The sequence below is a fragment of the Niallia sp. M35 genome (genome assembly GCF_050971705.1).
GTDB lineage: Bacteria > Bacillota > Bacilli > Bacillales > Cytobacillaceae > Niallia > Niallia circulans_A.
In genome coordinates, this window is record NZ_JBPCEP010000031.1 from 18,001 (window position 1) to 30,170 (window position 12,170).

Annotated in this window: 10 protein-coding genes; 1 reads left to right on the forward strand and 9 read right to left on the reverse strand. The window is 36.7% G+C overall.

The window, feature by feature from the left end:
* Position 1: 1 nt before the first annotated feature.
* From NiCM35_RS26045 to NiCM35_RS26075, 7 genes are all read right to left on the reverse strand, one after another.
* Positions 2-1,090: an S-methyl thiohydantoin desulfurase family protein gene (locus NiCM35_RS26045; RefSeq protein ID WP_047941538.1), complete on the reverse strand. Its 1,089-nt coding sequence runs from the start codon at positions 1,088-1,090 to the stop codon at positions 2-4.
* Positions 1,091-1,110: 20 nt separating this feature from the next.
* Entirely contained in the window at positions 1,111-2,385 is a 1,275-nt protein-coding gene (locus NiCM35_RS26050) for a cytosine permease (RefSeq protein WP_047941537.1), read from the reverse strand.
* 120 nt (positions 2,386-2,505) lie between these two features.
* Positions 2,506-4,107, reverse strand: a complete 1,602-nt coding sequence (locus NiCM35_RS26055) for a PucR family transcriptional regulator (protein ID WP_410796937.1) — start codon at positions 4,105-4,107, stop codon at positions 2,506-2,508.
* A gap of 37 nt (positions 4,108-4,144) precedes the next feature.
* A complete protein-coding gene (locus tag NiCM35_RS26060; RefSeq protein ID WP_433780888.1) occupies positions 4,145-4,999 on the reverse strand; it encodes a GNAT family N-acetyltransferase in 855 nt (284 codons plus the stop codon).
* Between the two features lie 182 nt (positions 5,000-5,181).
* Positions 5,182-5,880, reverse strand: a complete 699-nt coding sequence (locus NiCM35_RS26065; RefSeq protein ID WP_095334050.1) for an SDR family oxidoreductase — start codon at positions 5,878-5,880, stop codon at positions 5,182-5,184.
* 44 nt (positions 5,881-5,924) lie between these two features.
* Positions 5,925-6,299, reverse strand: a complete 375-nt coding sequence (locus tag NiCM35_RS26070) for a hypothetical protein (protein WP_047941533.1) — start codon at positions 6,297-6,299, stop codon at positions 5,925-5,927.
* Positions 6,300-6,689: 390 nt separating this feature from the next.
* The gene (locus NiCM35_RS26075; RefSeq protein ID WP_433780889.1) at positions 6,690-8,144 is read right to left on the reverse strand and encodes an amidase family protein; all 1,455 of its coding nucleotides are present in this window, start codon (positions 8,142-8,144) and stop codon (positions 6,690-6,692) included.
* 125 nt (positions 8,145-8,269) lie between these two features.
* Between NiCM35_RS26075 and NiCM35_RS26080 the strand changes: the two genes are divergently transcribed.
* The gene (locus tag NiCM35_RS26080) at positions 8,270-8,752 is read left to right on the forward strand and encodes a GNAT family N-acetyltransferase (protein ID WP_433780890.1); all 483 of its coding nucleotides are present in this window, start codon (positions 8,270-8,272) and stop codon (positions 8,750-8,752) included.
* 24 nt (positions 8,753-8,776) lie between these two features.
* Here NiCM35_RS26080 and NiCM35_RS26085 read toward each other — a convergent pair whose 3' ends face one another.
* Together NiCM35_RS26085 and NiCM35_RS26090 are read right to left on the reverse strand one after the other, a co-directional pair.
* Complete coding sequence (locus NiCM35_RS26085) at positions 8,777-9,511, reverse strand: MBL fold metallo-hydrolase (RefSeq protein WP_433780891.1); 735 nt, start codon at positions 9,509-9,511, stop codon at positions 8,777-8,779.
* A gap of 39 nt (positions 9,512-9,550) precedes the next feature.
* Entirely contained in the window at positions 9,551-11,917 is a 2,367-nt protein-coding gene (locus NiCM35_RS26090; protein WP_433780892.1) for a polyprenyl synthetase family protein, read from the reverse strand.
* Positions 11,918-12,170 lie beyond the last annotated feature (253 nt).

Here is a 12,170-nt window from a genome sequence, read left to right on the forward strand (position 1 = left end):
ATCACACTTCCTTTCTCACAAGATCCTCTAATGGTGTATAGGAAATATCGTAACCAAAATACTTTGGTCCTACTGTTTCAATCCCTTTCTCTGTTCTCCACTGGGGATCAGAAGGCAATGCCAGCAGCCTCACTCTTTTTCCATATTTCAGCGCTTCTGTCGTAACTGGATTTAATGTTTCTAAATCTACTAAACAAATGAGGTCAGGAGTCATAGCTAATGGTTTACCATTTTTTTGGGCTACTAAATTTTCATTTTGGAAAAATACTTGTACTTCTTCTCCGGTAAATTGCTCCAATCCATCTAATGTTACACAGCCCCTATTAAACCCTCCCATTGTGTTTCGTTCAACATCTATAATTTTCCCATCAAACAAATGATATCCACTAGTAGTATCTAAGAGTTCGTGTAGTTTGGTTAATTCATCCTTTGTATTGGAGCGGATAATTTGTCCAATTTTTTCAGATAAGGTAATAATATTTTTCACACTATATTTTTTCAACTGCTCCCCTGTACATGGATAAATACTAACTAATGAACTTGCACCCATTTCAACGGTAGCTACTCTAGCAATCCGTTCTGTCCATTTATTATCAATTGTCTCCATAATACCGATATTTCCTTTTTCATCTGTTATAGCCATCGGTGTAGAAGAAACGCCATTTAGATGGAAGGTTACCATTTGTAGTTCTGGAAATGCCCGTCCCATTCCATCACAATCAATGAGCGGCAATCCTAACTGGGCAGCAACTACAATAGGAATCATGGAATTGACTCCCCCTGCTTCCATGGGAAATGTTCCCTTTACTTCTTTATTTAAATATTGACCTAGTTTTTTAAATACACGTACGAATTCATCACCTTTTGGAAATTTCTCTATCAACACAGATGGAGCCCCCATCATTGCCGCTGGGATAAAAAAATCATCATTTTCTACTTCTTCGGGTGACAAAAGTTGAACGGGACCATTTTCTTTTATCGCTGAAAGAGCCATCATTTTTCCTATGTAAGGATCCCCTCCACCCCCTGTACCTAGAAATGCTGCTCCAACTGCTATATTTTCAATCGCTTCTTCATCTAAATATCGCATGTGATTCCCTCCAGTTGTGATTATTGATTAATAGATACTTGTTTTTGAACGATAATATTTCTGGCTACTAGATAACATACAAAGGAAATAACCATTCCAATCAATGGCTGATTTGGCAGCTGTGGTAAGCTTGGAAAAAAAGAGAAGATAACAGGAATGCCTGCAATCGCTGCCCCAACAAGCCAAGAGATTACTCCTAAGAAATTTATTCCTTCTTTACTAGCCCATTTTGATTTGTCCCCTTTTTGAATAACCCAATAAGAAGCAATCATTACCCCTGCGACAGGAGGAATCATGGCAGAAAGCACGGACATAATCGGAACAAAATAATCTAAAATTCCAACCACAGCAAGAAGTGTGCCTACACCACCTGCAATCGCAACTGCTATCCGTTCTTTTTCTTTTGAAATATTAAATACATTGATAATGGCAATTCCACCAGAAAAGGCATTTACTGCATTCGTAGTCCAGGTTGCTAAGATAAGAGCAATAATTCCCAAAACAGGTAGTCCTAGTTCTGTAAATACACTTGTAATATCAGCAGTTCCAGCAGTAAGGGTCAATATAGCCCCAACAGTGATCATTAAGACTCCAGAAGGCAATATCCCAATAAATGCAGCTTTGCCAACATCTTTACGTGATTTCGCATATTGAGAATAATCCCCTGCAATAACTGCACCTAACGCAAATGAACCAATCGTAATAGAAAGTCCAGATAAAAAGGACATGGATCCAGCCGGCATATAATTTTTTATTTGTGCAACACCGTCACCCATTAAAGAAACCGCAACTGCATAGACACAGACTGCAAGCAAAATGGGAACTGCAACGTAATTTAGAATATTCAGTATTTTGATCCCGTAAATGGCTGATAACAGCATAATGATGCCCCATATGAGGGAAGAAAGCGGTACTGGCAGGTTAATCCCATATACGCTTAAAAATTGGGAAAATGCTGCCCCACACACATTTGCTTGTATTCCGAACCAGCCCAGACATGCAACAGCTAATATAATCGAAATTATTTTCTTTGAGCCTTGTTCTCCAAAAACTTGCGAAGCGACACTAACGGTCGGCTTGTGTATATCACTGCTTTGTATTCCTTGAAAGATCATTAAAACAACAATAATTCCATACCCTATTAACCCGACAAGGACAGCTTCCCATAAAGGCATACCACTAACTAGTGTACCGCCTATTAATAAACTAGGTATACAAATCATCGAGCCCGTCCATAGAAAAGCTAGACTCTGCCATGATTGTGCCTCCTGATTTCCGTCTCTGTTATCACTCATTTTCACGCCTCCTTTATGTAATTAAAACTTATTATATCGATAACGAAACTATATGTATTTAGCTGAACCGAAAAATAAAAAGAGCATTCTTTGTTTAATTGAACAAAAATGCTCTTTTTTCTATTGCTCTTTTATTTGTGCTAACATTCGATAAACAGCGACAGCTTTGTATAACTGAAAAACTTCTGGTGATTTCGTAACAGGATATTTGAGAATTTCGGTTATCCTTTGAATTCGATATTTTATCGTATTTTTATGTAAGTAAAGAATATCAGCTGTTTCCTGAAAACGATTACTACCTTCTAATAAATATACCGTAAGTGTACTTAAGAGCTCTTCTGCTTGGTTGCCATGTTCTCTTATAGGCGAAATAGGCTGCAATATTTTCTCAATTGCCAATTCTCCGCTATTAATAATCTGAAAACACTCTAAAGAAAAATTCATTTCTTGCAGGGTAAATATTTTTTTATACGGATAAATAATTTTCGCTATCCGTAAATACTCATTACAGTTCGTATATGCTTGCTGAACCTCTGTTGTATTGTTCATATTTTGACAAATAGTTATCGTAAAGTTCTGTTCCTTTTCATCCAACAAAGCTAACAATCGATTTGCTGACTGAAAGGGATCTTCTTGAATAATAGAATCATCTACTAGGATAATAAGAAAACCATTATAAAAATCAACCAATGAAACATGATAATTCTGTCTGACGTATTCTTTCACTTTCTTCAGCAGTTGCTCTTCCTCCATATTGTTCGTTTCCATAATCCACATCATATGTATAGCTGTTACATCAATATTTAATATATTGGCCAGACGTCGCATCTTTACACTTTCATCGTTCATAATCGCCTTCATTAGCTCTGCTGTACTTATTTCATCGTAGTGTTTTCCCCATAAATTAATAAATACTTGCACGACTTCTGCTAGTTGAACAGCTGTATCAAGAACTAAAGGATCCTTTTCCTTCAAAATATATAAATTTAAAAAAGGGATTCCTTCTTGGGCAATTACTTTTTTTGATATATATAAAGGCTGGTCGCCATTTCTTTTCACCAAAACTTGGTCAACAGACAATTCTTTATATTGCTCAACTGTTTCAAAGATATTCATTGTACTTGTTCTTGGCCATGTGACTGCATGGATGACCTGGTTATTTTTATTGGCTAATACAAGAGAAGAACGAGTACGGTCAGCCAGTATTTTTAAGACAGTGTCCATATTTCTTTGTGGAAGTGGTACTCCAGATATTTGCTCAACCATCTCACTTACAAAGCTAGGGGAAGCCATCTCATTCTTTACAATCGCTTCAATGACTTCATATATAACTTCACTATAACGCAAAGACATTTGCTTTTCAGGCATAACAATTAATGTAAAACCGAGTGTATCTGCTAATTCGATAACTTTCTCATCAATTTTCGGGAGAAAAACACCGACATAATATAAGATTAAGCCAATTTCCCCTACTTTATGCAAATGCTCAATTGTTCTGCATTGTGCCTCAACATCATCTTTAATCATGATCAAGGCAGAAATAACAATTTCACTTCCATAAAACTCATCATTATTAAACAAATCTTCCTTCAGAGAAGCTACATCCGTATATTCTAAAACCGAAATAGAGGAAACTAGCTTTGTTAGTCCCTCTTTCCCTGCAACTACTTTTGCCTCACGCAGGGAAGGGAGCTTTAATAATTCTTCTAACTTTATACTCATCCAAAAACCTCTTTCTTATTTGGCAAATCTAAATCCTTTATCCATAAGACTGGGCTGCAATCGCATAAAGACTGCCATTTCTCTCAGGAAACGCTTCGCTATTTTTAACCATTACCGGAGGACAATCATTTTCTTGAAAATCTAATTCTACGAGTGCTTTTATTATCTCTTTTTTCCCTTCTACTAGGTCCATTCTTATCATCCCCCTATTGTTAGAGATGATTGTTTGTATAAGAAGCATAGCCTGTTCATCATTTTGAGCAACAACGGGACCTATCACTAGATTAGCAGGCTTTTTTACAGCAGCAGCATAGCCAACAATCAAATTACTTTTCTTTATCACTATTACTTCTTTTGCCTGCTCAAATCTATTCTTTAGAAACAGGTCTCTCTCACAGCCAAATGCCTCTTTGTCCAATTTGAGCATTTCTTTAAAATCTTTTGACTGATATGGGCTTATCGTATAACCATTTAGCGATTGTCTGCACTGCTGCCCTTCTCCAAGTAGTTTCGTCACATGACTATAATCATTAAATCCCAATTTTTTATAAACTGGTCTTCCTTCTCGCGTGGCAATTAACATAAGGGCAGAATCTTTTGAAACCTGATTCATACATGTAACTAATAACTCCTTGGCTAAACCAATTCCACGATAATCTGGATGAACAATAACCATACCGATAGATGCCAAATTGCTTCCATATGGAATAATTGCGGCACAGGATACCACCGTATGTTTATCATTAACATGCCCAAAGACCGTCCCCGAAGCAAGTAAAGTGCGGATTTCTTGCTTATCATAATCCCAGCCGACAATAGTCGCTAGAGAAAGCAGTTCTTCCATATGTTTTTGATTTAAAAGCTGCATTGTTACGATTTTTTCCTTGTTCATCAGATTCTCCTTCCAAAACAAATCAACAGAATATTATAAATAATATTTCTATTATAATGGGAATCTACAAAAAGTGGGGATTTTTCTTTTATCATTTCGTTTAAAAGAGTTTCCATACATAAAAAAAAATCAGAAATAGCTTTGCATCGTGCCGCCCATTTCTGATACTATCTATATATTACTTAGATTTTCATTTCCCGTCCTCTAAAATCAATAAAACCTAATTCACTCGTTCCGACGATTTTTCCTTCTAAAATATCTAATATCCCCTTTGCCGAATCGTCTGGATAGCCTGTTGCATCTTCCCCACCCATATCCGTTTTGATCCAGCCAGGATGAATAGCATATACCGTAATATTCTTTTCTTTTACATATCTTGATAATTGAACACTAAACATATTCAGTGCCGCTTTGGAAATACCGTACGGGAAATCTCCTCCATAGGCGTTTTGGATACTTCCTGCTTCGGAAGAAATATTAATAATAGCTTTGTCCTCGCCTTTATGTATAAGCGGAAGAAAATGCTTCATTACTCTCATTGGTCCTAATACATTGACGTCCATCGTAAATTGGACATGCTCGAAATCTAATTCTTCGATCTTTTTCCCTCGTTCTGTTAACACTCCTGCATTATTAATAATCCCATCAATGGCTCCAACATCCTTGGCAGCAAGTTCAGCCGCTTTGATAATTGATTCTTCCTGAGTAACATCAAGGTAATATGTATGTAGTTGATCTGGATATTGTTCTTTCAAAAGATTAATAGGAGAAGTTTCCTGAACCGTTCGAACTCCTGCAAGCACAGTATGTCCCCTTTTCAAAGCAGTTTTAGTTAGATGAATTCCCAAGCCTCGATTTGCCCCGGTAATTAATATTTTCACTTTTTATCCACTTCCATTCCAAATGAATGTAGTATTATTGACATTTACCCTTTTTCTGGCTGTATCTCTGTATGAAGTGCTTTAAAAAAATGTTGAATATGTTTATAGCTTGAGCCGAAATCACCCAAAGTCCCTTCCTTTGAGCAATAAACATCCACAGCTGATTGCATTCCTGCTAATTTGTAAACAGTCACAATCATTAAGCTTGAGCCTTTGCTGAGTACGATTTCTCCTCTCTCCATATCTACTTTTTTCAGATCCCAATTTGTCAGTTTTCTTTCGACTACATTCTTAATCGTTTCCATTAAGCGATCCCGGCTTTTTTTATAATAACGAGTCTTCAATTCAGGAACCTTAGGCTGTTCCTTTGTTTCTTCAAAACTTTTAAAAATACCAACTAGTACACGTGATAAAGTCAATTGCTTTTCCTCCTTAAAAACATGAAATCCTCTTATTTTGTTAACCGTTTGTTAGTACTCATCTTCTACTAACAGCCGTTTTTTCTCTCTTCTTTTTGGTTATACGATTTAAATGTAAGAGCTTTCTTTTTGTTTTTATTATAGCTTATATACGTAAATCAATCTAGGACAAACTATTTAGATAGCTAGTAAACAATAACCCTTTCTATTAATATATTATCCTGCCAGTTAGCTTATGCCTGAATGGAGCTTAACTAATGAATAAGATGAAGAAGGCTAGTTTAATATAGCTTTTTAGTGAAAACCTGTTTCTTCTACTTTGATTTTTAATAAGGAATTCTCAAAAGAGTGAATAGACGGAGTTTAATGGCATCCCTTTCTCTATTTATCTTATTTCAGCCCTTTCCATGCTAAAGCTGGCGGGACACGATGCTTTGTTGCTTGTTCGTAGCTATAGGCCATTTCAATCAGACTCGGTTCACTATAAGCTACTCCAGTGAAGGTTAATCCCATCGGCTTCCCTTTCGGGGTATAACCAGCTGGTACAGTAATTGATGGATAGCCTGCTTTTGCTGGCAGCTCACAACCTACATATTTCGCGAATACTAAACCATCTAATTCATATTTTTCTATCGCTGCATCTATGCCCTCCAAAGCGGATAATCGAATATCTGTATCCCGATGTTCCTTATAGGTAGGGTCTGCTAAATCTCCATTTAACGTTTCACAGTATTCCAAAATAGTCTGGCCATATTTTACAACATCTAAATGATTTTTATTAAACTCAATTACTTCCTTTAATGAATGGACAGGAACTTCTTCTGCACATTTACGCAGGTAATTATCTATCCCATATTTAAACTCATGATAAAGAACAATGGAGTCAAATTTTTCACGGTGGATCGTCATATCTATTAAAATAGCACCTTGCTGCGTTAATTCTTCTAAGCCTTTATTAAATAATGTAACTTCTTCTTCCTCTTCCGGTAAGAAGGAACGATCAACTCCAATTCTTTTTCCTTTCAGACCATCTGCTTTTAAAAATGCAGTATAATCCCTAGGCTGACCAATACTTGTTAATGTCACCTCGTCTCTTTCATCCACTCCTGCCATTATTCCCAGTAAGATAGCGGCATCTTGAACCGTTCTAGTCATCGGCCCTGCCGTATCCTGGCTATGCGCCAGCGGAATAATTCCGGTCCGGCTAATGAGACCTAACGTTGGTTTAATACCAACAAGGGAATTATTGCTAGCAGGACTAAGAATCGAACCAGATGTTTCTGTCCCTATTCCTACCACAGCAAAATTGGCAGCAATGCTTGCTCCAGTGCCAGAGCTTGAACCACCAACATCCCATACTCCTGGCCCATACGGATTCATTACCTGGCCGCCTAATGAGCTATAACCATTTGGCATATTTAATTCCGTAATGAAATTGGCAAATTCGGATAAATTTGCCTTGCCAATAATAATCGCTCCTGCTTCGCGCAGCTTTTTTACAATAAAGGCATCCTCTTTGGCAAAATTATTTGCTAAGGCAATCGAGCCAGCCGTTGTGGCCATCGCATCCTGTGTATCAATATTATCCTTCATGATGACTGGAATACCGTAAAGGGGGCCAATTTGATCCATTTCTTGTCTTTTTTTATCCAGTTCATCAGCAATTGCTAATGCATCTGGATTAATTTCTCTAATGGAGCATAACGTCGAATCAAATGTCTTGATTCGTTCTATATATTGTTTTGTTAGCTCCCATGAAGTAATCTGCCCCGAATCCAGTGCCTTTTGTACTTCAAAAATAGTTGTTTCTTCTATATGAAATAGATTTTGATTTTCTTTTTCCATTTGTCTGATGCCCCCTTCTTATTTTCTTAAGTATAGCCTGTTCAACTAGACGAGAGGAAGAATAATTTCTCATTTATCAAAATATTTCTATATGTTATGATTTAAAAAAGTGGAGGTTTTTCTTTATGTATTCATTTCAACTTATTACCCAAGAGCAAGCAGAGGAAATTGCTTTTAACTGGCATTATGATGGAAAGTATGCGTTTTATAATATGGAAGCGGATGAAGAGGATTTAACAGAATTTCTTGATAGGGAAAAAAGAGCTGACTCTGTTTATGCTGTTACAGAAAACAATCGACTCATTGGCTTTTTTAGTATCCATCATGAAGAAAACGACACCATTGATATAGGCCTTGGTTTAAGGCCAGACTTAACAGGACAAGGACTTGGCTATACCTTTTTAGCCACTGGGATCGATTATATAAAGGAACGCTTTTCGCCAGCTTTTATCACCTTGGCTGTTGCCGTCTTTAATGATCGAGCCATAAAATTATACAAAAAGGCAGGCTTTAAAGAAGCAGCTACATTCCTTCAGTATACTAATGGTGGAGAATATGAATTTGTCAAAATGATATATCCGTGTAAAAAAAGTGTTGATTTCAATTAAATGAAACCAACACTTTTTTTACTGCTATTTAAAATCTATTTCCATACCTGGATAGACCAACTGAACGGGACCACTAAAAATTTCTTTTGCTTCTTCCACCAGTTTTTCCTGTTCTCCATAATGGGGAAGATGGGTTAATAAAAGCTGCTTTACACCGGCAAGTTCCGCTAACTTTCCAGCTTCTTCACCAGTTAAATGTCCTCTTACCACGCCGAACTGTTCTTTATATATACTTGCTTCACTTATTAAGAGATCCGCATTTTTCGCAAAAACAACTAACTCATCCTTCCACTCTGTATCTGCAGTGTAAAGAATGGTTTTCCCATTTGCTTGGATCTTCATTGCCAAACAGTAGGCAGGATGAATCGTTTCACAAAAAGAAATAGTAAACGGCCCAATATTAGATGTTTTTCCTACAGAAATTTCTCGCCCTTCTGTATAAATATCGTTGGTTAATTCCTCAAACTTGCTATCCTGTTTATGTCCATAAATTGGGAAAGCTGCTGCGCGATTTCCAAGTATAGATTCCACTAACATAGCATATTGCAGCACGCCTATATCTGCGATATGATCATGATGATAATGGGAAAGAATGCACGCATCTAAATCTTTTAAATCCACATAGGATTGCACCTTTGCTAGCACACCGCTCCCACAATCAACCAATAAATGAAATCCAGCGGACTCCAATAAGAAGGAAGATGTCGGACTTTCTTTCCCAGGATAACCTCCATATTTTCCTAAAAAGGTAATTTTCATCACATTATTCTCCTTTAAACAATCTATATCTATTTATTATTACCGATTTCGATTAACCATATAATCTACTAAGTACCTTAAAAAATTAGTCTTCTTCGGTATAGCATCGACTATATCTAACGCTATGCAATAATGCTCCCACATTTCCTTTTTGGCACCTTCTACACCTAGCACACTTACAAAAGTGGATGTATTATTGTCTTTGTCCATTCCAGACTCTTTTCCTAATATTTCTTTACTTCCCTCTTCATCGAGTAAATCGTCCTTTATTTGAAATGCAATTCCAGCATGATAAGCATATTTCTTCAGCAAATCCTTAACCTCTTCTGGAACTCCTGCTAAAATGGCTGGCATGACAAGTGCTGCTTCGAACCCAATTCCCGTCTTATAAAAACACAGAGTATTCAGTTCTTGAAGAGATAGTTGTTTTTCGCGCGATTCTAAATCCATTATCTGGCCTTTACACATATCAGCGGTGGCTTTCGTTGTATATTGAATCAGCTGTAATACCCTGGATTCATCAAAATCACGTAAATTAGCTTGTTCTTCTATTGCCTTTTGTGTTAGAAACAATCCAGTTAATTCTGCTGTTGCAGTATCATACACTTCATGCAGCGTTGGTCGTCCTCTCCTTATTGCGGCATTATCCTGCGATGGCAAATCGTCAAATATTAGAGAAGCTGTATGCATATATTCCACTGATCGTAATAGGGGGGCAATTTGGGTATTATCTAGTCCCCATTCTTTTTCCCCGATAAAACTAGTAATAACCGGCCGTAATCTTTTTCCATTTCCAGTAAGACTATAATTTGCTGCGTCTGTCACGATATCTTTTTTCAATTGTGCATTTTCTGTAATTGGCAGCATATTATCGATAGATACCCGGGTTGATTGAATCATTTCAGAAAACGCTTCTTGTTCTCTGTGATTTTCCTTTAAAATACTAATCATATGATCACGTAATAACTTATCGAAAAAGTCGACATCATCTGATTTTTCCACCATCTGCTGTAATAATCGATTAAAGACGGGAAAATTTTTTGTGAGAATTCCCATTAGATCATTATATTTCTCATTTCCCAATTTTTCCTTTAGTCGTTTTAATCCGTTAACTGCACGGTCTAATAAGACTTCTTGGGTTTTTGAATCTGAATGGTAGACATCGTGAATCAAATAGGAAATGACGGTCCAATACATTTCAAAAGGATTAAGTAAGTCCTTTCTCGTTTGATAATAGGTGAAATAATACGTATAAGGCGTTACAGCACCATCCCTTTTATCCTCAAACATATCGGCTAAATCATCGGCCAGCTGATTATAAATTCCATAATAAAATGTTCTTTGATCATACCCTTCATCCTCTGGTGCATTCATCAACGAGCGAACAATCTGTCGCGAAGCAGAAGATTTAAGGATTACAGGGATATATATTTCTTCATTAGAGTATGTGCTAACAGTCAATTTCTTTTTTCTGTCGACCTCTTGTGAATGAAAAAAGATATAGGATTGATTTAAAAATAGCTCCCATGTTTGATTATCATGCTGTTTTTTCATATATTCAAATGCTTCTTTTAACTCCTTATGGATGAAGGAAATAAGCTCTTTATTTTCTCCATGCCACACACCAAAATGTGGGACTATCCCTGTTTCTAAGGTGCTTCGGATTAGAGCAGAATAACGTTCTTCCTCTTCCGGTGATAAAATATGGGCATCAAGTAAATCATCAATTAAAGGATAGGTCAATCCATAATAGAAGCCTAGTTTAATAGCTTTTTCTAGCCTCAGCTGGCGCTCTTCGTCTGAAAGGTCCATGGTTCTTCTTTCTTCTAATTCGTGCATCAAGACCCCTGCAAGAATCTTCAAGATTTTTCGCTGGGCATGCTCTACGCTCATCCCAGCAGGAATATGTGAAGTCACTCGTTTCAGTTTTTCCATAACCCAAATCATTGTATGTTCAACAGCATCTTTTTTAGCTAATTTGTATATACGGGCGACACTAAAATTATCTTCCTTTGTTTCTTTCTTTAATAAATAATTTTTCACCTTTCCAACTACTTCATTAACTCTTTCTTGTGTGAAAGGAGAAGAAAGCGTCTTTCCTAAGTCGCGCATATATAGATAGGAAACACTTCTATGCAAATAGTTATCTAGTTTACCTGCATAGTTTAACCACTCTATATAAGAGCGATATCCTTTTACTCGTGGTTTTCTTTTTTTTCGGGAAAAATAGCTAAAGAAAGATGGAGAATGAATATGGTTTATTTTCCATGTTTGAAAGTCGTTCGTTAAGCGCGACACATAAGCCTTATCCACTAACTGCTTTTGAAGGGATTCGAAGTAACGAGCAGCTTTATCCTCTGCCGATCGATATTCCTCCTTTTTTTTATCTTTTACCTTTTTATCCATAAGAACATTACCTCTGCTTTTACTTAAAGTTCATTTAACTAATCTAATATAATCAGCTTTCCTCTTTATTATAACTAGAATATTCGTTATCTCCTATTAATCTTATATTTATCAATAGAAAAAGAGAGTGGGACATAACAAAATAATTAATGGATAAAGACGAACAATCTCTAAATTAGTAGGGAAACCAATTCGTTCCATTACGCTACAGACACTCCCTTTCCGCGGGGAGCAACCTAAGCCTCCTCGGCTT

Bases quoted from the DNA above. Each gene is read 5' to 3' on its own strand.
- NiCM35_RS26050 (WP_047941537.1), bottom strand. From the start codon at position 2,385: ATGAGTGATAACAGAGACGGAAATCAGGAGGCACAATCATGGCAGAGT.
- NiCM35_RS26055 (WP_410796937.1), bottom strand. From the start codon at position 4,107: ATGAGTATAAAGTTAGAAGAATTATTAAAGCTCCCTTCCCTGCGTGAG.
- NiCM35_RS26080 (WP_433780890.1), top strand. From the start codon at position 8,270: ATGTATTCATTTCAACTTATTACCCAAGAGCAAGCAGAGGAAATTGCT.
- NiCM35_RS26085 (WP_433780891.1), bottom strand. From the start codon at position 9,511: ATGAAAATTACCTTTTTAGGAAAATATGGAGGTTATCCTGGGAAAGAA.
- NiCM35_RS26045 (WP_047941538.1), bottom strand. From the start codon at position 1,090: ATGCGATATTTAGATGAAGAAGCGATTGAAAATATAGCAGTTGGAGCA.
- NiCM35_RS26060 (WP_433780888.1), bottom strand. From the start codon at position 4,999: ATGAACAAGGAAAAAATCGTAACAATGCAGCTTTTAAATCAAAAACAT.
- NiCM35_RS26090 (WP_433780892.1), bottom strand. From the start codon at position 11,917: ATGGATAAAAAGGTAAAAGATAAAAAAAAGGAGGAATATCGATCGGCA.
- NiCM35_RS26075 (WP_433780889.1), bottom strand. From the start codon at position 8,144: ATGGAAAAAGAAAATCAAAATCTATTTCATATAGAAGAAACAACTATT.